The 26,276-nt window shown below is 40.4% G+C and carries 20 protein-coding genes and 3 pseudogenes; 7 read left to right on the forward strand and 16 right to left on the reverse strand.

Annotation, left to right across the window (positions count from 1 at the left end; genetic code table 11):
* Positions 1 to 53: 53 nt before the first annotated feature.
* From LI074_RS05280 to mgtE, 7 genes are all read right to left on the reverse strand, one after another.
* Positions 54 to 815: an ABC transporter ATP-binding protein gene (locus LI074_RS05280; protein ID WP_025577527.1), complete on the reverse strand. Its 762-nt coding sequence runs from the start codon at positions 813 to 815 to the stop codon at positions 54 to 56.
* The gene (locus LI074_RS05285) at positions 812 to 1,606 is read right to left on the reverse strand and encodes an ABC transporter ATP-binding protein (protein WP_025577529.1); all 795 of its coding nucleotides are present in this window, start codon (positions 1,604 to 1,606) and stop codon (positions 812 to 814) included. Before LI074_RS05285 ends, LI074_RS05280 begins: the two co-directional genes overlap by 4 nt.
* A 100-nt stretch (positions 1,607 to 1,706) precedes the next feature.
* The gene (locus LI074_RS05290) at positions 1,707 to 3,245 is read right to left on the reverse strand and encodes an ABC transporter substrate-binding protein (RefSeq protein WP_008706766.1); all 1,539 of its coding nucleotides are present in this window, start codon (positions 3,243 to 3,245) and stop codon (positions 1,707 to 1,709) included.
* A gap of 34 nt (positions 3,246 to 3,279) precedes the next feature.
* A complete protein-coding gene (nikC, locus tag LI074_RS05295) occupies positions 3,280 to 4,146 on the reverse strand; it encodes a nickel transporter permease (RefSeq protein WP_025577531.1) in 867 nt (288 codons plus the stop codon).
* Positions 4,143 to 5,087 carry a nickel ABC transporter permease gene (gene nikB, locus LI074_RS05300; RefSeq protein WP_008706768.1) on the reverse strand — a complete coding sequence of 315 codons (945 nt, stop codon included), beginning with the start codon at positions 5,085 to 5,087 and terminating at the stop codon, positions 4,143 to 4,145. Before nikB ends, nikC begins: the two co-directional genes overlap by 4 nt.
* Before the next feature lie 514 nt (positions 5,088 to 5,601).
* Entirely contained in the window at positions 5,602 to 6,510 is a 909-nt protein-coding gene (locus LI074_RS05305) for a LysR family transcriptional regulator (RefSeq protein WP_055059846.1), read from the reverse strand.
* A gap of 39 nt (positions 6,511 to 6,549) precedes the next feature.
* The gene (gene mgtE, locus LI074_RS05310; RefSeq protein WP_161233556.1) at positions 6,550 to 7,944 is read right to left on the reverse strand and encodes a magnesium transporter; all 1,395 of its coding nucleotides are present in this window, start codon (positions 7,942 to 7,944) and stop codon (positions 6,550 to 6,552) included.
* A gap of 758 nt (positions 7,945 to 8,702) precedes the next feature.
* Here mgtE and sdaAB point away from each other — a divergent pair.
* Both sdaAB and sdaAA read left to right on the forward strand, forming a co-directional pair.
* Positions 8,703 to 9,371 (forward strand): L-serine ammonia-lyase, iron-sulfur-dependent subunit beta, encoded by a 669-nt coding sequence (gene sdaAB / locus LI074_RS05315; protein ID WP_161233557.1) that lies wholly within the window; start codon positions 8,703 to 8,705, stop codon positions 9,369 to 9,371.
* A gap of 19 nt (positions 9,372 to 9,390) precedes the next feature.
* Entirely contained in the window at positions 9,391 to 10,260 is an 870-nt protein-coding gene (gene sdaAA / locus LI074_RS05320; RefSeq protein WP_055150769.1) for an L-serine ammonia-lyase, iron-sulfur-dependent, subunit alpha, read from the forward strand.
* A gap of 79 nt (positions 10,261 to 10,339) precedes the next feature.
* Here the strand turns inward: sdaAA and LI074_RS05325 are convergent, their stop codons facing one another.
* Positions 10,340 to 10,975: a YczE/YyaS/YitT family protein gene (locus tag LI074_RS05325; protein ID WP_008706774.1), complete on the reverse strand. Its 636-nt coding sequence runs from the start codon at positions 10,973 to 10,975 to the stop codon at positions 10,340 to 10,342.
* Between the two features lie 344 nt (positions 10,976 to 11,319).
* Here LI074_RS05325 and LI074_RS05330 point away from each other — a divergent pair, with 344 nt between their 5' ends.
* On the forward strand, positions 11,320 to 12,411 hold the full coding sequence (locus LI074_RS05330; RefSeq protein WP_173697825.1) for a PTS transporter subunit IIC: 1,092 nt from the start codon (positions 11,320 to 11,322) through the stop codon (positions 12,409 to 12,411).
* 167 nt (positions 12,412 to 12,578) lie between these two features.
* Here the strand turns inward: LI074_RS05330 and LI074_RS05335 are convergent, their stop codons facing one another.
* Entirely contained in the window at positions 12,579 to 13,031 is a 453-nt protein-coding gene (locus LI074_RS05335) for a hypothetical protein (protein WP_008706777.1), read from the reverse strand.
* A gap of 180 nt (positions 13,032 to 13,211) precedes the next feature.
* Between LI074_RS05335 and LI074_RS05340 the strand changes: the two genes are divergently transcribed.
* On the forward strand, positions 13,212 to 14,636 hold the full coding sequence (locus LI074_RS05340; RefSeq protein WP_161233558.1) for a helix-turn-helix domain-containing protein: 1,425 nt from the start codon (positions 13,212 to 13,214) through the stop codon (positions 14,634 to 14,636).
* Positions 14,637 to 14,781: 145 nt separating this feature from the next.
* Here the strand turns inward: LI074_RS05340 and LI074_RS05345 are convergent, their stop codons facing one another.
* Together LI074_RS05345 and LI074_RS05350 are read right to left on the reverse strand one after the other, a co-directional pair.
* Positions 14,782 to 16,602, reverse strand: coding sequence for a hypothetical protein (locus LI074_RS05345; RefSeq protein ID WP_173697826.1), 1,821 nt, complete (start codon positions 16,600 to 16,602; stop codon positions 14,782 to 14,784).
* A gap of 21 nt (positions 16,603 to 16,623) precedes the next feature.
* Positions 16,624 to 17,094, reverse strand: a complete 471-nt coding sequence (locus LI074_RS05350) for a hypothetical protein (RefSeq protein WP_055059849.1) — start codon at positions 17,092 to 17,094, stop codon at positions 16,624 to 16,626.
* 207 nt (positions 17,095 to 17,301) lie between these two features.
* On the opposite strand from LI074_RS05350, the gene LI074_RS05355 reads away from it, so the two are divergent.
* The 3 genes from LI074_RS05355 (at position 17,302) to LI074_RS05365 (ending at position 20,523) form a co-directional block, all read left to right on the forward strand.
* A complete protein-coding gene (locus tag LI074_RS05355; RefSeq protein WP_020993568.1) occupies positions 17,302 to 18,072 on the forward strand; it encodes a fibronectin type III domain-containing protein in 771 nt (256 codons plus the stop codon).
* 80 nt (positions 18,073 to 18,152) lie between these two features.
* Positions 18,153 to 19,691: a leucine-rich repeat protein gene (locus LI074_RS05360; RefSeq protein WP_008706788.1), complete on the forward strand. Its 1,539-nt coding sequence runs from the start codon at positions 18,153 to 18,155 to the stop codon at positions 19,689 to 19,691.
* A 40-nt stretch (positions 19,692 to 19,731) separates the two neighbouring features.
* Entirely contained in the window at positions 19,732 to 20,523 is a 792-nt protein-coding gene (locus LI074_RS05365; RefSeq protein ID WP_008706790.1) for an Ig-like domain-containing protein, read from the forward strand.
* A gap of 172 nt (positions 20,524 to 20,695) precedes the next feature.
* Here LI074_RS05365 and LI074_RS05370 read toward each other — a convergent pair whose 3' ends face one another.
* The 5 genes and pseudogenes from LI074_RS05370 to LI074_RS05390 all read right to left on the reverse strand — a co-directional run.
* Positions 20,696 to 21,352 (reverse strand): ribonuclease H1 domain-containing protein, encoded by a 657-nt coding sequence (locus LI074_RS05370; RefSeq protein ID WP_055059850.1) that lies wholly within the window; start codon positions 21,350 to 21,352, stop codon positions 20,696 to 20,698.
* A 269-nt stretch (positions 21,353 to 21,621) separates the two neighbouring features.
* Positions 21,622 to 22,805 (reverse strand): annotated as a pseudogene (locus tag LI074_RS05375) (iron-containing alcohol dehydrogenase).
* Between the two features lie 111 nt (positions 22,806 to 22,916).
* A pseudogene (locus LI074_RS05380) lies at positions 22,917 to 24,436 on the reverse strand (APC family permease).
* A 3-nt stretch (positions 24,437 to 24,439) separates the two neighbouring features.
* On the reverse strand, positions 24,440 to 25,060 hold the full coding sequence (locus LI074_RS05385; RefSeq protein WP_022380087.1) for a cytidylate kinase-like family protein: 621 nt from the start codon (positions 25,058 to 25,060) through the stop codon (positions 24,440 to 24,442).
* Between the two features lie 229 nt (positions 25,061 to 25,289).
* Positions 25,290 to 26,186: pseudogene (locus LI074_RS05390) on the reverse strand (aspartate aminotransferase family protein); the annotation flags it as partial.
* Positions 26,187 to 26,276: the final 90 nt, after the last annotated feature.

Genomic DNA, 26,276 nt, shown 5'->3' on the forward strand with positions numbered 1-26,276 from the left:
ATAGTTTTGCCTGTATTTTTCATACCACTATCGCACTTCCAAAAAAATCACATTCACGAAAGTACCGCATCCACCAGTCTCTGCGTATACTCTTCCTTGGGTTCATTGATGATATCATCGGGAATTCCGCTTTCCACTACTTTTCCCTCATACAGTACCAGAACCCTGTCACAGAACATCTGGACAAGGGCCAGATTATGACAAATAAAAATAAAAGACAGCCCATTCTTCTCTTTCAGGTCTTCCAGAAGCTCCATGATCTGTTTCTGTATGGTTACATCCAGAGCACTGGTTGCCTCATCACAGATCAGAACTTTTGGTTTTACTGCCAGAGCTCTTGCTATCGCAGCCCGCTGACACTGTCCGCCACTTACCTCATGAGGATATCTTTTTGCATATTCCTTCTCAAGGCCGCACTGCTCAAGCAATTCTGCTACTCTTTTCTCCACATCAGCCTTTTTCATTCCACGGTTTCTAAGACTCTCACCAATTCCGTCACCCAGTGTCCTTCTGGGATCAAAAGAACCCACCGGATTCTGAAAAACCATCTGTATATCTCCATATACCTCTTTCAGCTGACTTTGTTTCAGTCTTGTAATATCTTTTCCTTCAAATTTCAATGTACCCTCTGTGATATCAGTCAGCCGGGTGAGCAGCTTTGCTATTGTACTTTTCCCACTGCCGGATTCTCCTACGATTCCCAGCGTTTCTCCTTTTTTTAGTGTAAAGCTTACATCATTTACTGCTTTAAAAGGATTTTTTCCTCTCTGGGTAAATATTTTTGTTAAATGTTCTGCCTCTAAAAGTATGCTCATACTCTGACCTTCCTTTGCAGCTTTGGTACAGCCTCCAGCAATTTCCTGGTATACGGATCCCGGGGATGATCCAGTACACGGTCTGCTGTGCCATATTCTACTGTTTTTCCATTTTTCAAAACCAACACAGTATCTGCCATTGCCCGGACTACCCCGATATCATGTGTCACGATCACAATTGCAGTTCCAAACAACTCTCTTAACTTAAGCATTTCCCTTACAACCTGACGCTGTACAGACACATCCAGAGCACTGGTCGGTTCATCCGCAAATAGGATGGGCGGATTCATAAGCATGGCAATTGCAATACCTGCTCTCTGATTCATTCCGCCTGACAGTTCAAATGGATAACTGTCCCACACACGCTGACTGTCCTTAAAGTTCAGTTTATCAAACAGATCCATTGCCCTGCTTTTGGCCTCACTTCTTGTTATCTTCGTATGTACACGCATACTTTCATAAATCTGTTCTCCAATGGTGCGGATCGGGCACAGGGAAGCACCTGCATCCTGAAAGATCATGCCAATTCCTGCACCTCTGATCTTTCTTTTTTCTTTCTCCGGTATATCCAGAATATTCTGATTCATATATCGGATATCTCCTCTTGTCACAAGACCATCCGGTCCCAGAAGTCCCATTGCGGCTTTGATCAGGGTGCTTTTCCCACTGCCGGATTCTCCCACAAGGCCAAGTATCTCTCCATGTTCAAGAGAGAAGCTCACATCATGAACCACCGCTTTCCCGCCAAATGATATCTCTACGGAATCGTAGGTCAGTATTTTTCTATCCATTTCTGTAAACCATCCTTGTTAATACTTACCAAATCAGGGGCAAAATATCTTTTGCCCCTGAAATATCATCGTTCACATATTCTTCATTTATTGTTACAGTTTAGTTGATATCCAAATCCGCTGTCAGTTCATAATAATCACATGGATGTGCAGTCAGTCCTGTTACATTAGACTGCATGATCATACTCATTCTCAGGTAAGAGCAGAATACATAGGCATTGTCATCCAGGATTGTCTGCTGCATCTGAATCGCCAGATCTGAACGCTTATCTGCGTCGAATTCTTGCTTCATCTGTTTTTCCAGATCTTCCAGTTTATCACTGTGATAATGTCCGTTATTGCTTGCAGATTCATCCAGTGTGCAGGAAGTGAAGAAATACTCCGGATCTCCTGTAGGTGCAGTTACCATGGCACTTGCATATACATCCCATAATGCAGGGTCTTTACGGATAGTATTATTATCAGAGGTACAATTTATCTGAACATCCATACCGATTTCTTTTAAGGTTGCCTGTGCAGACTCTGCAAGAAGCGGAAGCTCCTGACGGCTGGGATAAGTAAGCCAGCGGATCTCCAGTTTCTGTCCGTCTTTTTCACGGATACCGTCACCATCAGAATCCACCCATCCTGCTTCCTCCAGAACCTTCTTTGCCCCATCAGGATCATAGCTCTCTGTTGTCAGATTCTGCCCTCCAAAAGAGAAGGTATCCGGGAAAACACCGACTGCAGGATATCCATATCCATTCAGAAGCACAGACACAAAGCTGTCCTTATCAATACCCATGGCAATTGCTTTACGCACTGCCGGGTCAGATGTTACAGGACTTTCAAAGTTCATCCACGCATAGAATGCACGGCTTGTAGCTGTACTGGTAAATGTAAAGTCATCATTTTCAAATAAAGGATAGCTTGCATATGCCATACCATAGGCAGCATTAATCTCCCCTGCCTGAAGAGCCATTGCCAGTGTATCACCGTCAGAGATTGTACGGACAGTGATCTCATCCACATTCACATCTCCGTTCCAGTAGTTTTCATTCTTTACAAGATTAACATGATCATCTGTCACCAGTTCAGTTGCCACATAAGGACCTGTACCGATCACTATACCATCATCACTGATACCTGCCTGCATATCAATAATACATCCATAAGGATCACTGAGATAATTGATCAGTGCAGGCTTCGGTTCTGTAGTCTTTATGGTAACAGTATTTCCATCTGCCTCGATAGTATCAATGCAAAGATCTCCTGCTGCACGCTCATGATTGGCAACCAAAGCCTCCAGGCTTTCCTTTACTGCCTCTCCGTCACAGGCACGTCCATTGGAAAACACAACTCCGTCGTTCAGTGTGATCTTCCAGGTCAGCTCGTCAATATTTTCATACTCTTTTGCGATCCATGGCTCTATTTCCATTGTATCAGAATAACGGAAAAGAGTTTCCCCTACTCCATAACGGATGCAAGCCCATCCTGCATAGGTATTCTGAGGATTAATATCTGCCTCCTCATTTTCCGCATTAAAGGTGGTATCGCCAAATACCAATGTCTTTTTTTCTGCTGCCAGTGTTGGCATAGCTGTCATTCCTACTGCCAGCCCCAGGGCAATTGCCATTGCCAGAAATTTCTTTGTTCTCATTTTCTTTCCTCCTCGTTTGTTTTCATATTACTTATCATGAACGGCTGTTCTTAGGATCCAGATAGTCACGAACTGTATCACCTAACAGATTGAAAATTGCCACAGATATAAAAATTGCAATTCCAGGTGATAATACTACCCATGGATATGTTTGGATCATACTTCGTCCGCTGCTCATCATACTTCCCCATTCAGCCATGGGAATCTGTGCTCCCAGTCCAAGAAATGACAGACCTGCAAGTTCCATCATCATGGTACCGATATCAAGCATGGCTGTTACCAGAACAGGGCCCAGCATATTTGGAAGAATATGTCTGAGCATAATCTGACCTGAGCTGTCACCTGCCAGTATGGCAGCATGAATATAGGGTTCCTCTTTTAATGCCAGAGTCTGCCCTCTGGCAATACGTGAATATTTCGGCCAGCTTACTACTGCCAGTGCTATAACAGCATTCTGAATGCCTCCCCCAAGAATAGCTGCAATCGCCATGGCAAATACAAGCCCAGGGAAAGCAAGACATATATCTGAGATTCTCATCATAACAGTATCTGCAGCTCCGCCAAAATATCCGCAGCATACACCCACAGCTGTTCCTAACACAAAAATCACAGCAACCAGGATAAAGGTCGAAAAAATACTGGCTCTTGCACCACTTATAACTCTGGACAGCATATCTCTCCCATATGTATCTGTTCCCATAGGATGCTGAAGACTGGGGGGCTGAAGTGCACTTGCCAGATCCTGTGCATAAGGGTCATATGGACAGAGATGCTCTGAAAAAACTGCAAGTATCACAAGCCCTATTGCCAGAATAAGAAAAAAGACCAGCTTTTGTTTTATATGGTTTTTCTTAATCTTCTGTACACGCACTGTCACATTTTTATTCTGCTTTTCACTCATTGTTTCACACCTCCCAGACGGATTCTCGGATCCAGGAACCGGTATGACAGATCTGTAAGCAGATTTACTACAACATAGATGATCGCCATCCACATAACATATGCCTGAATAATAGGATAATCACGCATGGAGATAGCATCTACTGCCATCTTTCCAACTCCATCCCACATAAAGATTGATTCTACGATTGCAGTTCCTCCCAGCAGATTTCCCACTGACAGCATCAGCAAGGTAATGATGGTTACCAGCGAAGCCTTCATAATACTTTTCCAAAGAGTGACAGAAAACTTTACTCCTCTTGCTTTCGCTCCTGCCACATAATCTTTACTCAGTTCATCCAGCACAGTTGCACGGACCTGGCGAAGATACTTGGCCGACATGGCAATTGCCAGAGTGATTGCCGGCATTGCCACACTCTTTAAACTTACATCTTTGGATATAACCGGAAAAATCCGCAACCTGATCGCAAGAAAATACATCAACAGCAATGATACAAAAAAATTAGGAAGACTGTTTCCTATAAAGCTGCATAAACGGATCAGATAATCCGTAATCGTATTCTGTTTCACTGCTGACAGAATCCCCAGAGGGATTGATATGATGATGGTCAGCAAAATAGATGTCACTGTAAGAAGCAGCGTTGCCGGAAGCTTCGATATGAACGTATCAAAAACCGGAAGACTGGATACATAGCTGTTTCCCATATCTCCATGAAGCAGTTTCCCAAGCCACACAAAATACTGGGTCAGAAATGGTTTGTCCAGTCCCAGCTGTTCTCTGGCTGCATTTAACTTATCTTCTGACAGAATCTGTCCTGTATTTTCCATTTTTTGTGTCACTACATCACTTCCCGCAATCCGCATCATGCCATAGGAGAGAAAAGTAATCGCAAACAAAATGGGAATCAGTTGGAGCAGTCGTCTGAATGCATATTTTCTCATTTGATTATCTCCATTTTATAATTTTTCAAAATTGTACTCCTAATTAGCCACCATTCAGTTTAACAAAAGCAAAAATAGCCCACAACCCACCCTGGGGGTTATAAGCTATTCTTAATTTGAATATCTATCGTCATTTTTGGAATAGGTTTTTTTAATATCAGCAATAATTTAAAACAACCATCCCATTTTGTTCTAAACTATGTTATACTACAAGAGCTGTCGAACCTCCAGCAGGAAGGAGGTGAGTTTCATGGAAGCAATTTTTACTTCATTTCTTGTCTCTGTCATAGCAGGCGTAGTTAGCTACTACATATGCAAATGGCTGGACAGCGGACATTAGACAGCAACAGTCTAAACGGAACAGCTCCCCGTAACGAGCAAGAAAGCCCTCAGAGCGGCAACTCTGAGGGCTTTCGTTTCGCTTCATGGAAATTTCACTTCATTTCTTAGCTACTATTAGTATATGCAAAATAAGTTAAAAAGTCAACTGCAATTTTTATTAATGCTTCGGCAATTAATGCTTCGGCAGTCTGCTCTTTAAAAACTCCACAAGCTCTGCCACACTCTCATCCATTTCTTCTCCTTTGTGGAGTATAAAACCAAAAATCACTTTACTGTCTCCAAGATCCAGAGGGATTCCCGGTGTAGTTCCTTCTTTGTTTTCTGACAGGTAACTTCCGCTTATATTTGCCACCTTACTGTTCTTCAGCATTTTTTCCATAATATAATCACTGTTGGTCAGCACGGAAATGTCAATATCCTTCCATTGGAATGCATCTTCTTTTACAGCACCGATGTCAAAAAATTCATCCTGATAATTCTGTATAAAACGGATTCCCTCCAGGTCTTCCAGTTCTGCCCTCTCTTTGCCGGAATTGTAAAGCTCTGTCAGCCCTCCCGGATACAGCATTACATCTGTTTCATAGATAGGTTCGAAATGCATTTTGTTTTTTGACAATTCATACAGGAAATTTTCCTTCTGCTGACTGAGGATATATACAAAACCAATATCATCCATATAATCCCGGACTCTTTCCATTACGCTTTGTACACCTGCTGTTGTTACCTGGAAATGATATTTTTTTTCATAGGTTTCATTATAAAAGTCTACAAATTGATTGGCAAACCAGGAGCTGGGATTTAAAGATATCCGGATCCATTTTGTCATTCCGCTGGAAGCCATATTTTCCAGAACATTTACTTCATTTATAATTTTCGACGCATATTCATACATCTTATGCCCCTGTACTGTCAGTCTGATTCCTCTTGGCAGCCGTTCAAAAAGCTGCATTCCCAGCGTATCTTCCAGTCCCTTAATCACCTTGCTGACGCTGGGCTGTGTAGAATACAGATTTTTCGCAGCATCACTGAATGAACCAGTCTGCGCACATACTACGAAATACTGTAATTGTTTTAAATCCATAAAGATTTTATCCCTCTTTCTGTTTTTATTATCTGAAATTCAGCCTGCAAGATTCAGCATTTTTAATAAGAACAGCCAGCTCAGGCCATAATAGGTAATTACTGCAACAAGGTCATTCACTGTTGTGATCAGCGGACCTGATGCTACTGCCGGGTCAATATTGATCTTCTTAAAGAACAATGGAATACAGGTGCCTACTGCACTGGAGATCAACATAGCCAGCAACAGTGCCACACCGATACATCCGGATACTGCATAGGAAAACAAAAGTGTTTTTCCTTTAAACAGATAAATATACAATCCAATCAGCGCAAAAGACAGAATTCCAAGAAGTCCGCCATTACACAGACCAATTCTCATTTCCTTCCACACAAGTTCCAGTTTCTGCTTACCTGTCAGAGATTCATCCATCAGCACACGAATCGTCACAGCCAGAGACTGGGTACCCACATTACCTGCCATATCAAGGATCAAAGACTGGAAGCACATAATGATCGGAAGTACAGTCACCACCTTCTCAAAAATTCCTACCACTGAGGAAACTACCATGCCAAGTCCCAGAAGAATGATCAGCCAGGGCAGACGTTTCTTCATACTTTCTTTCAGTGGCTCCTTTAAATCCTCTTCTGCTGTCAGACCGGCCAGCTTCGCATAGTCATCACCCATCTCATCATCAACCAGGTCAATGATACTGGCAGATGTGATGACACCCAGAAGCTGATTATCGTTGTCAAGAACCGGAATAGAATCCTCAGAATAATCTTTCAGTTCTTCGATACAGTCATCAATATTCTCTTCCGCATATACATATGGATAGGAAGTCACCACCAGATTCTCAAGCAGATCATCCCGTCTGGCAATGATCAGTTCTTTCAGATTAATGGCCCCATAAAATTTCTGCTGCTCTGTCACTACAAAAATAGTGGAGATATTGTCATTTTTTGCAGCCTGTTCGATCAGACTGCTCATTGCCTGCTTAACTGTCAGTTTATCTGTGATCACAATATAATTTGTTGTCATGCGGCTTCCGATCTCATCCTCATCAAAGGATGCGATCATCTCCACATCACGTCGAACCTCAGGTTCAAGCAGATCGATCAGTATTTTTTTCTTTGTTTTTTCAACTTTATTTAATACATCTGCAAGAGCATCTGTCTCCATTTTGGATAAAATGGCTGCTGCTTTTTTCACATCCATTTCATTCAGATACTCTGCTGCATTCTCCTCATCTGTATATTCAAAAATATCAGAGAGCATATCTGTATCCAGGATACGGTACAGCTTGCACCGCTCCTGTACAGTCAGTTTCGGCATTACATCTGCCAGATCATTCTCATGATAATCCTGCAGCCTTCCTCCCATAACGGCAGGAGAGGTGTTGCTGCGGATGATCTTCAGAATTTCTTTGGAATAATCCTGTACTCTTTTCTCCATTCTTTCATCCTCCGTTTTTTTGCATAAAAGCACACCAAAAGAAAGCAGTCTGTTATTTATTACATTTTACTGCCATTTCTTTCATGCTTTTTCCAGCACAATAAACCGCAGGGTATCAAACCATAACCTGCTATTCATCCGCTGTCCGTAACTGTCCGGCATCTTCGCCAGATCATTACTGCTCAATATGTAATTGCATGATTCGGGGGAATTTCATAAATACAGGATAAGAAATGAAAAAGACATCCAATCTTCCACATACAGAAACTGTCAGATCACAGACAGTAAAAAACTTCTATTTTATATGCATACATGGAAAATCCTGAAAATATATGACTACAGCAGAACAAAAACGGCTGCTATACTCATATACTCTTTTTAATTCAGATCCTGTGCTACTACTTCGCCCATGAGAATCGCAATTATCCATTCTGTTCCACCTGCCTTTTCTTTAAAATTTACGATTTCGGATATCAGACCCTGTTTTCGGGAATCTGATTTCTAACAGCAAATTTTATGCTGTTTCCTATTTTGAAACAGCATTTTTAAAATTATTTTCAATTTGCACAGTTATTGTAACCGCCCAGTAGAGAAAAAGCAACCCTGTTTTCTCATTTTTTACATTAATTTTTGTTAATGTTAACGATAAGTTTGCTTCTTTTATTCCTAAATGATAGAATATAATCAGAAATTTGCAAATAATAAGATTATTGCCATAAACATGCAAGACTATAATTGATATTCACAGGAGAAAAAATATGTCATTTATCAGTGTATTTGATGTTATGGGGCCGAACATGATCGGTCCTTCAAGTTCACATACCGCAGGTGCGGCGCGTATTTCCTATCTTGCCCAGAAAATGATCGAAGGCCCGTTAAAGAGAGCAGACTTCATCCTGTACGGCTCTTTTGCAAAAACTTACCATGGTCACGGTACTGACCGAGCTCTGCTGGGTGGTATTATGGGATTCTCTACTGATGATATGCGCATCCGAAATTCTTTTGATATTGCTCATGAAAAAGGTCTGAAATTCTCTTTCACTCCAAATGAGCAGGAAACAGATATTCATCCGAACACCGTAGATATCTGCATGGAAAATAAAAAAGGCCAGAAAATGACCGTACGCGGCGAATCCCTTGGAGGAGGCAAGGTCCGTATTGTAGATATCAATCACGTACAGGTAGACTTTACAGGCGAGTACAGTGCAGTGATCGTGATTCATCAGGACACTCCCGGCGTTGTGGCCTATATTACCAAATGCCTGAGTGACCGCAATATCAATATTGCATTTATGCGTCTGTTCCGTGAAAGCAAGGGAGAGATTGCTTATACAATCGTAGAATCTGACGGCAAACTTCCTGAGAATATCGTTCCTGCGATTCGCGAGAACCCGAATATTCATGAAGTTATGATCGTACAGATGTAAAGAAAGGAGGATTTTTATCATGGATTTTAAAAATGCAAATGAACTCTTAGCACTCTGTGAAGAAAAAAATCTTCCTATCTCAGAGATTATGCGTATCCGTGAGATTGAGCTTGGCGAAACAGCCTCTGAGATTGTAAATAAAAAAATGACACGAGTACTGGGAATTATGAAAGATGCTGCTTTCTCACCAATCAGACAGCCGGTAAAATCTATGGGTGGTCTGATCGGCGGCGAAGCCAGAAAGCTGAGTCTCCACGCTCAGGAGAAAAAAGGTCTCTGCGGAAATCTGCTTCAGAAGGCAATTACTTATGCTATGGCTACACTGGAAACGAATGCCTCCATGGGGCTGATCGTGGCCTCTCCTACTGCCGGTTCTGCCGGAATCGTACCGGGGCTGATGCTGGCAATGCAGGAACATTATCAATTCTCTGATGAAGAGATTATACGGGCATTATTTAACGCAAGTGCCATTGGTTATCTGGCAATGCGAAATGCAACTGTTGCAGGTGCGGTAGGCGGATGCCAGGCCGAGGTAGGGGTTGCATCTGCAATGGCTGCATCTGCTGCTGTAGAGCTGATGGGAGGTTCACCGAAAGAATGTACTTTTGCTGCATCTACTGTTCTTATGAACATGCTTGGTCTGGTATGCGATCCGGTCGGTGGTCTGGTAGAATATCCATGTCAGAACAGAAATGCTGCAGGTGTGGCAAACGCTATAATTGCCGCAGAAATGGCTCTCGCAGGAATCCCGCAGTTGATTCCTCTGGACGAAATGATCCAGACGATGTTTACCGTGGGTAAAAAGCTTCCTGCAGAACTGCGTGAAACTGCTATGGGAGGATGCGCTACTACGCCATCTGCATGTGAAGCATGCCATATATGCAGTTAACAGGCTGACAAATAAAAAAACTGTCTCTGTAATGCACCTATTTTCTACGTATAATGTGCATATACAGGACAGTTTTTTATTATTTTTCCAGCTTTGCCAGCACTTTTGATGTAAAATGTGTATCGAAAAACTGAACAAAAGGTCCGAATCCAAATGCACTGACCAGTGTTCCCAGTCCGACGATTCCCCCTGCAAGCCAACACACCAGTGCACTGATCGCATCATTAGATACTCTGCACCAGAAATACGGAATTTTCGGCCATTTCTCTGTCATGATCAGAGAAATACTGTCATATGGTGCAACTCCCTGTTTCGGAAGCTGGTACATGGAAATTCCAAGGCTTGTTATGATAACTCCAATAAATACGGTAACCACCTGCATTGCCATCTGATCCGGTGCATCGATCACAGATGTGATCAGGTTATAGAAAAATGTAACAAAATATCCAAGGAATAACGCATTTATGATCGTTCCCAATCCGATAAGCTTTCTTCCCCAGATAATTTCTATTACAAAAAATCCCAGATTCAGAAGAATTAAAAAACGGGCATATTCAATTCCCACACATTCTGCCAGTGCCATTACCATTCCGCTGAAAGGGTCATTTCCAAGTCCGGAAAGTTTAAATATCGCAATTCCCAAACCAAGGATTATATTTCCAATCAACATTACGACCACATACTTCCAGTTTATTTTTCTGATCCATTCACTCATCTTTTTTCCTCCGTAAAATTAACTCTTTCTATCATATCAGACAGTAAAATACTTTACAATATTCTTTCTGTAAATTGTTTTCCACTATTTTAAAACTACGTTACTGTTCACTCCGTTCACAGTAACGTACCCAAAATTCATTCCAGATTGCCTGCGGCAATGGAATTTTGGCTTGTATGTCTTGTGATTTTGGCATATTCATGCCAAAACACTTCGCGGGATAGTGGTGTGTGAACAGTTACAAAACTACTTGATTTACTCCGTGAATATGACTATAATGAGAAAAACGTATATAGGTGTATATACACCCTTCTATACATAATAAAAACAGGAGAAAGTAATCTATGGAAAAGTTTAAAGCATTTCTCAGACGCAAAGACATCGAGATTTCCATAAAACGTTATGGAATCGATGCCCTTGGTGCCATGGCGCAGGGTCTTTTCTGCTCCCTGCTGATTGGTACGATCATCAACACACTTGGAACACAGTTTCATATTTCATTTCTGACCACTGCTGTGGCAACTGTAAACGACACCCAGTATACCGTAGGCTCTCTGGCATCTGCAATGAGTGGTCCTGCCATGGCTGTTGCCATCGGCTATGCGCTACATTGTCCGCCGTTGGTGTTGTTTTCACTGATCACTGTTGGCTTTGCATCTAACGCATTAGGCGGTGCAGGCGGACCGCTGGCTGTATTATTTGTAGCCATCTTCGCTTCCGAAATCGGAAAAGCAGTATCTAAGGAAACCAAAATTGATATTCTGGTCACTCCACTTGTCACAATCGGTATAGGTGTTGCCCTGTCTGCATGGTGGGCTCCGGCACTTGGAAGTGCCGCAATGAAAGTGGGAAATATTATTATGTGGGCAACCAACCTGCAGCCGTTCCTGATGGGAATCCTTGTTTCTGTATTCGTGGGTATTGCACTGACACTTCCTATCTCATCTGCCGCCATCTGTGCTGCGCTTGGCCTTACCGGACTTGCCGGAGGAGCTGCTGTTGCAGGATGCTGCGCACAGATGATAGGTTTCGCAGTAATGTCCTTCCGTGAGAACAAATGGGGCGGACTTGTTTCTCAGGGAATCGGAACATCCATGCTCCAGATGGGAAATATCGTAAAAAATCCACGCATCTGGATTGCACCGATCCTTACTTCTGCCATCACCGGACCTCTTGCAACCTGTCTGTTCAAACTTCAGATGAACGGTACTCCGGTTTCTTCCGGTATGGGTACCTGTGGATTCGTAGGACAGATTGGTGTATATACCGGCTGGATGAATGATATTGCAGATGGACTTAAAACCTCAGTTACAGGCTGGGACTGGGCAGGTCTCCTGATGATCTCCTTCATCCTCCCTGCAATTCTGTGTCCGCTCATCAATATGTTTATCCGTAAGCTTGGGTGGGTGAAAGATGGAGATATGACACTGTCATAATCTTCGTTTTATCCATTACCTTCTATAAAAATTCTGTTTCCATAACAGAAAACAGCTGCACTACCTGTCATCTGACGTACTGCTCACAGTTTTATCCCTGAGCATACTTTTCAGACAGTATCGCAGCTGTTTTTATAATAATTCTTTAAAATAATCTTTATTTTCTTTTATCTTTCTACTTCTGTATATTGATTTCCTTCTGCATCGCGCAGATTATCATCCACATAAATTTTTCTTCCTGCTATATCCAGCCGTTCCTTATAATCAAGTGATACACCGCCAAGCATAGCGGCTACAAATGAAAAAACAATCGTCATTCTGCAAAATGTCTGAAGAAATCTGAGTGCACCATAAATAAACAGATTCTTATAATAAGCAGATCTGAATTCCTTTTCTACACCCCTTGCTGTAATTCGATACATAAACATAACTACTGCCAACAAAAAGATTCCAACTATCAAAAGAAATATTCCTGCTTCACGATATTCTCCTGTCAGATGATATGCTCCTATCAGTAACATCGCAGGTGTAAGCAATGTCATTATAAAAACCATTTCTGCTCGAAATGTATAAAAACGATACATTAAGAACAATAACACCAATACAGCAACCAAAAACATAGCATTTTACTCCTTCTTACAATATTTTTTTATTTCGCAGTTATGATAATAACACAGATAACACTTATTACTGTTTTAGGCACTGATATTAGACAAAATTTCTATAAAAGCTTTGCATTTTCCATCCTTCTCGCTTATACTTATATATGTTACATTTTAAGGAAGGATTTTGTTATTACTATGAGTGATTTTTCACAAAGACTTGAAAAAGAAATACAAAATACAGGCAAAACATTATGTTATCTTGCCGAAGCCAGTGGTCTGCAATTAGACTATATCTCCAAAATGAATAAAGGAAAACGCATTCCCAAAGAAGAAAACCGTCTGGTACGGCTTCTTGACGCAATGGAATGTACCGCCAGCACAAAATCTGATCTTCTGCTTCTCTACCGACAGGAAAAAATGGGAAAAAGCCAGTGGCAATGTATGGAAGAACTGATCCATATCATCCAGCAGGATGTAATTGAATTTCCGACAGCTTATGCCTCTGTCAGCATATCAGACACCCCAAATACAATCTCTATCCTGGATAACGAGTTTGCCATTTACTCCTGGATTCGAAAAATAATGATAAGTACATCAGATTCAGAAATTTATTTATGGACTTCAGAAATTTCTTCGGAACATTTACATTATCTCATTCAGATCATACATGAAGCATCATATCAGAAGCTGGAACATCTTTTTCCTCTGCTGCAGAATCAGAATGCCGACAATACATTAGATAACCTGAAAAAAATATCCATCTTAAAACCAGCTATGTTTTGTGAAGGCTATGAACCTTTTTATTATTATATTACCCCCTCTGTATCCGAAGAAAAAAAATCCGGTCTGCTTCCAAACTGGCTGATCACAGATAATATTGCCATTGGAATAAATTTCCAGACATCAAAAGGAATCATCATCAGAGATACTCAGCAACTACAATTGTTGAAACATGAATTTATCCGCGAAAAAGTGCTGGCCAGAAAAATGCTGTTTCGTTCTGATCTGGATTCTTATGTAAAAGATGTAAACACTATGATGAGCGAAGGTTATGTAACACACAACTATTACATTGAATATTCTCCATGCCTTCTCCATCTGATTCCAGCAAATATACTTGAACAGCAGATTATACTGGATACAGTCGAAAAGGAACCATTACTTGTTTCTCTTTCTCAACGTACCCGACATATGGAAAACGAAAACATGGTACATATTTTCTGTATTTCAGGTCTAAGGCAATTCATGGAAGAAGGACGTATAGCTGGTTATCCTGACATGCTTTACAAACCATTTGATCCGTCTTTACGTCTGTGGCTTCTAAAAAGTTATTATCAATACATGCTTAACACACCACACTCCTGTATCTGTGTAAAGGAAAATTTCATCCATCTGCCCAGACATATTTCCATTGTATCCAGTTCTAATGTCAATAATGGCATTGCTTTCTGGAATAACACCAGCCATGGTCTGCAATATTATGTCTTAAAAGAATCCGGGTTTTCCCAAAAGCTTTATGAATTCTGTCAGTTCCTTGATAAGGGTAATATGGCATGGTCAGAACAGGAAACTCTGGAAATTATCAGAAATATGATTCTGGAATATGGCGGAACGTTGTAATCTATGTTTATCAGACTACAACAGATTCTTTAATAATAAATATTTTCAAAGACACCTGAAAAATAAGCGCTTACTTTTCAAATTCAAAATCCCCAGACATGATGTTATTTTATGACATCATGTCTGGGGATTTTCTTTTTGCAGGCTACCTTGAAAACAATCTTGAAAAAAATCCTTTCTTTTTTGCCTTCTCAGGTACTTTCTGTGCATTCTGATTTATGTATTCCTGGAACATTCGCTTTGAATCTCTGATCATTCCGTTTAACTGTGCATTATTATCAGCGTTAATCCCATCGCACAATTCAACACCTTTTCTTGCATAATATAATGCATTTTCATCATGGTTTAGTCTTATATTTGCCACCTGAAGCATCTGATAAATCGGTATCTGATAAACTGGCATTTCTTCCTGCAATATCAAATCTCTATGATTATTCAATAACAACAGCACTTTTTCTGCTGTTTCTATTATCTGTTCAGGGTTTACATTCTCTTCCTGAACATTTTGCAGATACATAGATCCGCATCCTACGCAGATTCTGATGAATGTTTTTTGCACATTTTCTCTCACTTGTTGGTTTAAAATTTCTGCATTCCACATATATTCAATACTTTCTGCCATAAACCAACTCTTCTCAGCCAATTCTGCACATTCCTGTCCCTGAATCTTCTTTACTGTTACAATAGAAATACATGCCAACATTCTTATGAGTTCATTCATCAAGAAAATTTCTGCTGTTTCTTCTCTGGATTTTCCCTTTTGTTCTTTTTCAAAATCTCCCTGTTGGTATTCCACAAATTTCTGTAATTCACTGACAACTTCCAGATTGTTCCCCTGTGAATCATCCATTTCCAGTTTTTTGATCATAACCCATATCAGATTTTGATATGCATTCTTCCATTCCCTGGATTTTTCCGCACTATTACTAATAGCCATACAGCTTCTTAACATTTCTATTTTATCATATGTCTGCATATATGGGCTATTCAAAATTCCAAGAACTTTAAAAGCCATACAATGAAAATCTGCTTTTTTTACTGCATTCATCAATAATTCAGGATATTTCTGAGATTCAAGAAACTCGGAAGCAAATATTTCTTTCTGTTTCTCTGCAATGAGGCATTTCTTATTTATATTTTCTCCGCAAAATCTACTTCCCTGTAAAAATTCTCCAAATATATTTTCAAAAACAGCCTGTTTTACAGTTTCTTCCATAGTCATTCCGCGAAACCGCATCTGCGGACAGTCCAATTTTTCTGAAACTGCTGTAATTTTATATTTTTCTTTTATTTCAATCAGCGCCGGTACAATTAAATATTCTGCTCCTGTCAGTATTTCCAGACGATTATACACATCTTTATACGGAACGTCTGATTTATCTCCTCTGGAAAATATCAGCTTGGGAAATGACTTCCAGCATATACCTTCCAAAATATGCTCTTTCACCTTCACTTGTGCCAGTTCATAGATACAATCATATCCTTCCTGAGTGCTCTTTACAGTAACATAGGTATCTGACTGCACCGAATATAATTGTTCTTCATAATAATCTGACAAAAATATTCTGTCACTCCAGTGTTCCCAGGAATACATGTAATCCATGTATGATTCATACACATTATTTCCAAACAATCCTGTCGTAGGTCCTGTGAACAATGCATTCCACGTTTCATATCTGTCAATTTTCTCATTATAAGCTTTTAGCATTTCTGCCTGCTCTTCTTTACTATACGGCGAAATTTCTGTTCGTTCACTTGTTTTCTGTACACTAACTCCACCTTTACGACGTCCATGTTCAATCAGAACAACTATTATAAGCTCTTCTTTTGGCAAAAAATCTATCTCAAAAGAAACATCCCATGGCTTTTCGTCACAATAAGTTCTGTAATTAATTCCTGAATTTATTACTTTTTGTATTGTTTGGGCATCAAGATTTTCCCACGGAGTATAAATAGGAAATTCCATATCATTTTCCCTCTACGTTTTCTATTTTAATATCTTTATTGAAACTTTCCCGCCAATTCCGGCCTGACATTGAACCTTGATAATATCCCCATCCTTTAAATTCAGATCCAGATATCCATCTCCGGTTTTAAACATTACTCCTGCCATTGATTTTGCAAATCTACTGGTTGCCATGGTATCTGCGATCCCATTCCCTTCAACAACTCCTATTATTGATCCTATTAAATTAACATTGCCTTTTTTATTCTCCTTCGCCGGATCTATCATAGTAATGCGGTGGAAACCTGGTTGCAGATTGATTTCATAAGGAGTCTTGGAAGCTTCATATAAAGTTCCTTCTTCCTCATCATCAATTAATATGCCAATTTTAGCCTTTGAATTCAAGATTTTATTATGTTTTAACGGATGAAACATTTTATCCATCATACTCATAGAATAATCCTTTGCCATTCTGCTTGAATCCTTTACTGTTAATACTAACTTTGCGCTCATGTTTTTTCCTCCATGTTCAAATGATTTATAACATATTTTACTATATTTCTGCTTTCGAGATTGATTAGGCACAAAAGTTAGACAAAATTCTCTGAATTTTCCGTCTAATTTCTACGCCTAATACACTCTTTTTAATTTTTTATGCTATGATAAAACAAACTTGTGAAATATTATTCACAAAATTATTTTCTCAGGAGGAAAACTAATATGAAGAAAAAGAAATGGTTTCTCGTAATCACAAGTATTCTGTTGATGCTTCTTGCATGCACTCAGATACAGGCCGCTGCTATTAAAGCACCTGCAAATATCAAAGTTACTGCTTCAAAAAAAGCAAGTGTTTCCATTAAATGGTCTAAAGTTTCTAATGCATCCGGGTATGAAATCTGGCGTGCCAATTCTGCAAAAGGAAATTATAGTAAAATCAAAACCATAAAAACAAAAAATACTACCAGCTATGCAAACAAAAAACTTTCTGCAGGACATTACTATTACAAAGTACGTGCTTATAAAACCGTAAATGGAAAAACTATTTACAGTAACTTTTCCAGATATAGCGGAACAACGGTCAAAGTACTTAACCTTATGAAAAATCTTCCGCCTTTAAGCCCATCATATGTCGGAAAATATTCTACTATTATCAACAAAATAGGTGGAATGCATAAAAAAAGCAATTCTGGTTATCCATCTTTCTATGCTGCCGGAAACAAGATGATCATTGGTGTAAATTATAATGCAAAATATTCCAAGAATCAGAAATATGTCTATATTTGCAATCGCGGAAATTACGGTGTAGGTATCGGTGGAATGCAGCTTGGAATGACACTTTCCAAAGCTACTGCTATTCTTAATAAAAATGGCCTAAGAAGCTTTAACAATCCGACTGTATTCTGGTGGGGAAATGCTGCAAGCATCACCCTGACTATAAAAAATAACATTGTAACAGGCTTTACATATGCCTGTGCACCAACTTGCGATTAAACATCTACTCACTGTTTATTACTTTTCATAATTAAAGCAGATAAATTCATTGATTCGATTAAATTTTACAGGAGGCATCTATGAAAAATAAAAATACAGGGTTTAAACATCTTGTTCTGCTATTTGCTTTCATCCTTTGTCTTTTTAGCTGTGTATCAGCAAAAGCCGCCAACTATTATTATGAGGATGGCTATAAATACACACTCTCCCTTGGAAAAGCAACAATTATAAGCTATGTTGGGTCTGATACAGATCTTACAGTCCCCTCTATCTTAAATGGAAAACCTGTTGTTAAAATTGAATCCTCTGCATTTGCTAATAACAAAAACCTGTGTTCTGTAATATTGCCTGATACGATCACATCCATGGGAATCAGTGTATTTGCACAGTGCGAAAATCTTAAGTCTATTCATTATCCAGAGGGTCTTGACCGAATTTATTATCGTACATTCGCAGGCTGTCACAACCTTACTAAGGTAAACATTTCTTCAAATATAAAAATTATAGAAGACAGTGCTTTTGCAGGATGCACTTCTCTGACATATCTGGATTTACCTAAAGTAAAAGAAATTGGCGAATACAGTTTTGCAAACTGCACGTCACTATCAGAAGTTATCTTCCATAAGGGTTTTACCTATGTTGGCTCTGCATCGTTCAAAAACTGTACCAATTTAAAAGATGTAACTCTGCCCCTCGGAACACAAACAATCAGTTACAGTGCCTTTGAAGGTTGCAAAGCTCTAAGACATATTGATTTTCCCTCAACCCTTGTATTCCTGAAAAGTGCTTCCTTTAAGGATACAGGACTTGTCCATATTATTGTTCCCCCTTCTGTAACACATGAGGAACAAAGTGTCTTCCTGAATTGTAAAAATCTGGAAGAAGCCGAGTATCACGGCAAAGTTATAGAAGGATTTACTTTCGCAAACTGTACAAACTTAAAAAAACTAATCATCGGTCCAGAAGTAACCTACATCGGCTCCAGTGTTTTTGATGGCACTACACAATTAGAAACCTTGCAGATTCCTGCAACTACCAATCTGCATAGCCGGGTGTTTATAGGTGCAGAAGCACTTCATACCATCTACGGTGTTAAGAACAGCCCGGTAGAAATAGCTGCAAATAATGCCGGACTCAACTTTGTTCCTGTAAAAGATCACTCAATCAAACTAAATAAAAAGCAACTTACTCTTTATACTGTCAAAGGCAAAAATTCTGCTGTATTAAAATCAGTCATCTCTGGCAGTACATCAACGCCAACCTGGAACAGTTCAAATACAAAAGTAGTTCAGGTCAACGCCACTGGAAAAGTAACAGCCAAAGGTGCAGGAACCGCTTATGTCACAGTAACTCTGGGAAATAAAAGTGCTTCCTGTAAAATTACTGTAAAAAAGCCAGTTCTCAACCTGAAAAATAAAGCAATAACACTGAAAAAAGGAAGCAGCTATACCATCTCCTGTTCTGCAGTTCCAACAGGTAAAATCACATATAAAAGCTCAAATACTAAATGCGTAACAGTAAACACTAAAGGAAAAATCACTGCCAGACAAAAAGGAACAGCTACTGTCTCGATAAAATGTAATGGAATTACTCAAAAACTAAAAGTGACAGTAAAATAAAAAATTTTCTTCAAAAAACTCATTGTTCGGAGGAAAGTCAATGAAAAAACTATTAAAAAAACACTTCTCATTTATTATCGCAGTATTAATGGTTATTTCTCTAATAATCATTCCACGTACTGCTCAGGCAGCTTCCGTAAAACTGAATAAAACTAAACTAACAATGAATGTTGGTGGTGTTTATCACCTCAAGGTAAGCGGGACAAACAAAAAAGTTACCTGGTCCAGCACTGACAGTAAAGTTGCATCTGTTTCTTCTGGAAAAGTAAAAGCAAAGAAAACAGGTACCGCAACAATTACAGCCAAAATCGGCTCTAAAAAACTGAAATGTCAGATTAAAATAAAAGATCAAAGAGCCTTATATGAAAAGGTTCTGCTCCAGTCTGGCGGAAAGTGTTTCTATCTAATGGATATTGACAGAAATGGAACCCCTGATCTGATTGTATCAAGCAACCGTGGAGTTATTGTAGATTATTCTGTATATACCATAAAAAATGGCAAAGTAATCTATGCCGGTCAGTGTTCCGGAAAAGGGATGAATTATCAAATTTTACAGTATAACACTCACTACAATGGAATACATATAAGCTGGTGGACCAACGGAGTAGGTGGTTCCGGTTCTGCATTATGGACTTTGTCCGGTTCTAAACTTGTCAGCACATCAAGGGCATACTGTTCTGTTGCTGGTTTTCAAACCGGTAAAGATGAACAGCATATGAAAAATGTAAGCCAGGCTTCTTTCAATTCTTACTGTGATAAACATTTTAGAAATTGTAAACAATATACTATGTGGTCCAATACCAGTGAAAACAGGATAAAACACTTGAAATAACTCTGTTAAGATGAATTTGTATTCTCATCAGATGGCAGATTCACAATTATTCAATCTTATCCCTAAAACACCTGCTATTGATGCTGATATATTTTATCAGCTATCAACAAGCAGGTGTTTTTATCACATATTTTTCTACTTTTCAGATACTTACTTTCTTTAATATGAACTTTTATATTCGTACTTCTTCATCTGTCTTAAGCAATGCACTCTTAGCCAGCTGATCTGCCTCTTCATTGTAGTGATTGCCCGTATGAGCTGCTATTTTACAAAAAGAAATCTTTACTTTCTTTCCTGCTTCCTGCATATGAGCAGCATATTTGCTGGTCAGAGGTGTTTTGGCTCTCCATACACCTGTTACCCATTTCTCTACCCCTTCGTAATCATAGCGGATTTCCACAGCTGGATATTTGTTTTCTATGGCCCAGTTTACTGCAGTCATGGAACCAAGCATCTCTCCTGCCACATTTCGGATCGCGACTCCTGCAGAATCACTACCGCTGCCGGATTTACGGATTTCCTGTCCGTCCGGTGTAAGGATCACACAACCAAAGGCATATCTGCCAATACTTTTCTCGAAACTTCCATCTACATAAGCAATGACCATATTTTCAGCTACTTCCACGATTCCTGCCGCCTCTTTTGCTTTATCACCGGATACATTTCCTGTTGTCTCCATGTTCAGAAAAGCCAATGCTTCCTCTTTCTCTGTAAATCCCCGAAACTCAGCTCCTGAATATCCGCTTACTGCCTTCTGGCACTCCGCCCATGTAGCAAAAAGTCCTGTTTTATGTCCCTTGCGTACTGCATATATTTTCTTCTTTGCCATAAAATCCTCCTGAACAATCAATATTTTGACTCACATTACTTTACTATATTTTGGTTAATACTATATAATCTTTCTTTCTATCAGGCAAGTTATACAATGGAAATTTCTCAAAAAAATAACGTGCAGATACATTTTGAAATCGAGATAAACCTTCAAGCCTGAAGTTATCTGTCGACTTCGATGTTTCTGCACGTTTTTTATAAGAACAGATATTTTTAATCAATATCCTACCTGTAGCAATCACATAAAATACTGCATTATTCTTTATCTTATAAAGCTTTATAATACAGTTTCACAATATCCTGCTTTCTGGAGGATCTTGGATTTACTGCAATATTTCCGCTCTTCATAGCATCATCTGCCATGGCATCAATCTTGCTTTCAATCTCCTCATCAGAATCTCTTCTCCCTTCTTTGCCTGGCGGATGGCTGTGGTCAGGTCTTCCGGGATTCCGATATCTTCGTTTAATTCCCTGATGGCATCCACCAGCATCAGTGGTTCGAATTCATCCTCATATGCAGGGATCGGACTGATATAATTATAAATCTTCAAATATCTGCCATGATCTGCCAGCGCATTATATTCTGCAATCACAGGGAGAAGAACTGCATTTGCCACTCCATGTGCCACATTAAAGAAAGCACTTACCGGATGACTCATGGCATGGACATTTCCAAGTCTTGCAAAGGAAAAGGCGATTCCTGCAAAAAGAGATCCCGTAAGCATTGCCTCTGCAGCCTCAAGATCTGTACGTCTTGCCACAAAACGGCGGATATTTCCACCGATCAGCTCCATTGCTTTCTCTGCCATTGCGTCAGAAAACGGAGATGCTGCTGTGGAAACATAAGCCTCCTCCGCATGGATAAATGCATCGATTCCGCATGCTGCTGCCACAGATGCCGGAGCAGAGGTGAGAAGCTCAGGATCCAGGATCGCATATGCAGGAAGAAGTTCATAACTGAATACCGTCAGCTTATAATCTCTGCTGTGGTCAGTGATAACAGAAAATGCCGTAACCTCTGAGCCAGTTCCCGCAGTAGTCGGGATTGCGATCAGCGGAACAATTTTTCCGGGAACCTTATGTGCCCCCTCATATTCTGTAATACTGCCGCCATATTTAGCCGTAACTCCCACTGCTTTTGCCACATCCATAGGAGAACCACCGCCCAGCGCAACGATAAAATCTGCGCCGGAATCCTTATACGCTTCTGTCGCTTTTTCCACTGTGGTGACAGACGGATTGGCTTCTACATCTGTAAAAATATCCACTGCCATTCCGGCGTCTTTCAGATAATCCGCCGCCTTATCCACAACTCCCATTTTCCGGAGAGTTGGTCCTGAGATCAGCATTGCATGAGAACCTCCAAGCTTTTTGGCACATTCCGGAAGCTTCGCCAGAGTACCTGCACCGACTGTAATATTCTGAGGAATAAAAAATTCAAATGGATTCATTAATTTCTGCCTCTTTTCCTGTATTTTTTCAATATTGCAATGTGCAGGGCACCTACCCTGCACAAATTCAAAACTCTGTTACCCAAAATAATTGTCATGTCATTTATAGCGTTATGCCATAGAGGAAAGCACCCTGTCAATAGCCGCATCGATTACCACATCAAGTTCTTCATCATCAGCCTCCGGCATAAGACTTGCTGCATCCTCATCAGAGATCAGTTCAATAAGTTTACCAAAGTCTTCTTTATATTTACGTTTACAGATCGCATAAAATACAACTCCAAGTAAACTCCAGCTACCTACCATAAGCCATTCCTGAAATACCAGACTTCCACCGGAACCCGGAATACAGTAAACCAGAAGCATCAGCCCTGACATGACTACTGCCATAAAACCTACAAATTTGTAGTGGCCTACTTTGTAAGGTCTTGCCATATCCGGTTCCTTTTTACGAAGGATCAGGAAAGAGACAGAGACCATACAGTATGCAAGGCAGCATCCGAAGTTACCTGCATCACAGATCCAGACCATCATTGTTCTTCCTGCAAAAGGAGCCAGCATAGTCAGGGCACCGATCAGATACAGAGAATTAACCGGAGTTTTGTGCTTCGGATGAAGCTTTGCAAAAACGGAGGAATCATGTAGGATTCTGCCATAGAGTACATGGCACGGGAACCGCCAAGGAGGAAGGAGTTCCATGATGTAATAATACCACACATTCCACCTACAATGATAACCTTGGCCATAATCTTTGTCCCGAAAGCCTTGGCCATGGCATCTGCTGTTACAAGTCCTGTTCCCTGCTGAGACTCAATAATCTCTGCCGGATTCAGGATATAACCTACTGCAAGAATAACCAGTGAGTAAAATACAACAGCCAGCACAACAGAGAGGATCATCATTTTACCGATTTTTTTCAGCGGAACATTAATCTCCTCTGCTGCCTGTGGGATAACATCAAAACCAATAAAGAAAAACGGAGTGATAACTGCAACCTTAATAATACTTTTCATTGCTTCACCGGTACCGTTTCCAACAAACATCTGTCCCTGAAGGTTATCCACACTTCCTGTAACCACAGAAGCCACGATCAGAATAATTCCGGCACCGCCGATGATACAGGTAAGAACAGTCTGCAGAACTGCCGCAGTCTTTGCTCCATTAATGTTAATTATCATAATAAGAAAAGCAATCACAATAGCCACGATCAACCAGGATGCATAAACATCAAAGCCTGCAACTGTATAGAGATATCCTTTCAGGAACCCCGGCCACAGATAAGAGATGATTGTGGGAAATGCACATGCCTCAAAGCAGGCAACACTTACATATCCAAGAATGATCGCCCAGGTGCAGATAAAAGAACCTGTAGAACCCATTGCCCTGTAGCTGAATACATGCTCACCACCACACTGAGGCATGGCTGCTGTAAGCTCTGCATAGGTCAGACCTACAAAGAAGATCATGATTCCACCGATTGCAAATGCAATAGCTGCACCAAGCACACCACCGGATTCAATCCAGTTGCCGGAAGAAACTACCCAGCCCCAGCCGATCATGGCGCCAAATGCAATTACAAGTATGTCCCATGCACCAAGTACTTTGTCAAATTCTGATGTTTTTTGTTCCATAGGTCAGGCCTCCTTTTTTCCGTATTTTTTTGCGATCAGATCTTCCAGATATTCTGCTGTTCCCTGAATTCCCAGAAAATCACTGTTAATAAGAATATCCCTGTTATGTCTGTCACCGCGGTTACTTCCTGTCAGTGCCAGATGTCTCTTATGATAACGTTTATCCTTCTCATCCAGCAGAAGCTTTGCATCCTTTTCCGAAAGATTATGGCTTTCCATAATGTTGTGAACGCGAACATCATTAGGTGCATAAATAAATGCTCTCACCAGCTGGATTCCTTCTGTATCTTTCAGAATATAATCTGCAGACCGTCCTATGATCACGCAGGCTTCTTTCTGAGCCAGCTTCCGGATAATCTGCTTCTGTACATGAATGGCGCGGTCTGTCAGATCCGCATATTTGGAAAAGGAACCTCTCACATCACCCTGTGCACCTTTACCTGCGATGGTTCCGCCTTCCTCTACTCTGTCCATAATGTCTGTAGGGATGCCTACCTCTTTGATAATCTCATCCACAAGATCACGATCATAAAACTTAATCCCCAGATCCTGTGCAATCTTCTTACCGATGGCATTGCCCTTGGCTCCATATTCGCAGCCAATCGTAATTACCAGATGTTTCATGCTCTTCCCTCTCACACTCAAATTTTTATCAGATTCTCAAACATTCGAAATCCGCTGATTTGCTATGTAAATCGCTATTTTCTCATGTTTGGCAGGTCCCAAGTTCAAAAGTCTTATCGTGCAGGCACGAACGACTTTTTGACCTTTTGGACCTGATATCATAAAAGGGCGCACGAATATAATTCGTGACGCCCTTGTCCTTTTACTGTATCACTCCGTTGCCGGATTTTTATTTTTCCAGAGATTTAATTGTATCTTCGATGATTGCTACAGCTTTGTCGCACTCTTCTTCTGTAACAATAAGCGGTGGGATCATACGGATGATATGCGCTCCGATAGCTGTGATCAGAAGATGTCTGTCAAGACAACCATGTTTTACATCCACTCCGCCGATAGTATCATCAAATTCCACACCTACCAGAAGTCCCTGATGTCTTACTTCTTTTACATGAGGAAGCTTCTCAAGCTTAGCTGCAAAGTAATCGCCAACCTTCTTTGCATTTCCAGCCAGATCTCTGTCCAGAAGCTCATTCACCTCAGCCAGTGCAGCTGCACAGCTTACCGGATGTCCGCCGAATGTAGTTCCATGGGAACCTGCTGTGAAAGCTTTTGCAACCTCTGCTGTTGCACAGATGGCACCGATTGGCATTCCACCGCCCAGAGCCTTTGCCATAGATACGATATCCGGTTTGATACCATAATTCATATAGGACATAACAGCACCTGTTCTGCACCATCCTGTCTGTACCTCATCGATCAGAAGAAGCATATCATTCTCATCACAGAATTTACGAAGTCCCTGCATGAATTCCATTGTTGCAGGATGTACACCACCCTCGCCCTGTACAGGCTCAACCATGATAGCAATTGTGTTCTCTGTACATGCATCCTTGAAAGCCTGAAGGTCATTGTACGGTGCATAGGAGAAACCATAAGTCATAGGTCCGAATCCAACCTGGCATCCATTACCCGGCTGACCTGTTGCAGACATGGCACCAAAGGTTCTTCCATGGAATCCCATCTTTGCAGTTACGATATGATAACGGTTTGGACCATACTTTTCAATACCATATTTACGGGCCATTTTGATCATTGCCTCGTTAGCCGTTACTGAAAACTTATAAAAAGTTATAAACTTCTATGTTCCATTCCTACTTCAACGAGTATGCTTTTGATGATATAAATATCAATCTACTCACAAGTTCCTGTACTCTCC

Origin of the sequence: Blautia sp. MSK18_10, assembly GCF_020553185.1 — a bacterium.
In the GTDB taxonomy this organism is placed as follows: domain Bacteria; phylum Bacillota; class Clostridia; order Lachnospirales; family Lachnospiraceae; genus Blautia_A; species Blautia_A wexlerae.

What these genes read in the sequence shown, in the direction of transcription:
- LI074_RS05290 (WP_008706766.1), bottom strand. Translation starts at nt 3,245, where the DNA reads ATGAGAACAAAGAAATTTCTGGCAATGGCAATTGCCCTGGGGCTGGCA.
- LI074_RS05305 (WP_055059846.1), bottom strand. Translation starts at nt 6,510, where the DNA reads ATGGATTTAAAACAATTACAGTATTTCGTAGTATGTGCGCAGACTGGT.
- sdaAA (WP_055150769.1), top strand. Translation starts at nt 9,391, where the DNA reads ATGGATTTTAAAAATGCAAATGAACTCTTAGCACTCTGTGAAGAAAAA.
- nikB (WP_008706768.1), bottom strand. Translation starts at nt 5,087, where the DNA reads ATGAGAAAATATGCATTCAGACGACTGCTCCAACTGATTCCCATTTTG.
- LI074_RS05340 (WP_161233558.1), top strand. Translation starts at nt 13,212, where the DNA reads ATGAGTGATTTTTCACAAAGACTTGAAAAAGAAATACAAAATACAGGC.
- LI074_RS05345 (WP_173697826.1), bottom strand. Translation starts at nt 16,602, where the DNA reads ATGGAATTTCCTATTTATACTCCGTGGGAAAATCTTGATGCCCAAACA.
- sdaAB (WP_161233557.1), top strand. Translation starts at nt 8,703, where the DNA reads ATGTCATTTATCAGTGTATTTGATGTTATGGGGCCGAACATGATCGGT.
- LI074_RS05285 (WP_025577529.1), bottom strand. Translation starts at nt 1,606, where the DNA reads ATGGATAGAAAAATACTGACCTACGATTCCGTAGAGATATCATTTGGC.
- LI074_RS05350 (WP_055059849.1), bottom strand. Translation starts at nt 17,094, where the DNA reads ATGAGCGCAAAGTTAGTATTAACAGTAAAGGATTCAAGCAGAATGGCA.
- LI074_RS05355 (WP_020993568.1), top strand. Translation starts at nt 17,302, where the DNA reads ATGAAGAAAAAGAAATGGTTTCTCGTAATCACAAGTATTCTGTTGATG.
- LI074_RS05360 (WP_008706788.1), top strand. Translation starts at nt 18,153, where the DNA reads ATGAAAAATAAAAATACAGGGTTTAAACATCTTGTTCTGCTATTTGCT.
- nikC (WP_025577531.1), bottom strand. Translation starts at nt 4,146, where the DNA reads ATGAGTGAAAAGCAGAATAAAAATGTGACAGTGCGTGTACAGAAGATT.
- mgtE (WP_161233556.1), bottom strand. Translation starts at nt 7,944, where the DNA reads ATGGAGAAAAGAGTACAGGATTATTCCAAAGAAATTCTGAAGATCATC.
- LI074_RS05385 (WP_022380087.1), bottom strand. Translation starts at nt 25,060, where the DNA reads ATGAAACATCTGGTAATTACGATTGGCTGCGAATATGGAGCCAAGGGC.
- LI074_RS05370 (WP_055059850.1), bottom strand. Translation starts at nt 21,352, where the DNA reads ATGGCAAAGAAGAAAATATATGCAGTACGCAAGGGACATAAAACAGGA.
- LI074_RS05325 (WP_008706774.1), bottom strand. Translation starts at nt 10,975, where the DNA reads ATGAGTGAATGGATCAGAAAAATAAACTGGAAGTATGTGGTCGTAATG.
- LI074_RS05280 (WP_025577527.1), bottom strand. Translation starts at nt 815, where the DNA reads ATGAGCATACTTTTAGAGGCAGAACATTTAACAAAAATATTTACCCAG.
- LI074_RS05335 (WP_008706777.1), bottom strand. Translation starts at nt 13,031, where the DNA reads ATGTTTTTGGTTGCTGTATTGGTGTTATTGTTCTTAATGTATCGTTTT.
- LI074_RS05365 (WP_008706790.1), top strand. Translation starts at nt 19,732, where the DNA reads ATGAAAAAACTATTAAAAAAACACTTCTCATTTATTATCGCAGTATTA.
- LI074_RS05330 (WP_173697825.1), top strand. Translation starts at nt 11,320, where the DNA reads ATGGAAAAGTTTAAAGCATTTCTCAGACGCAAAGACATCGAGATTTCC.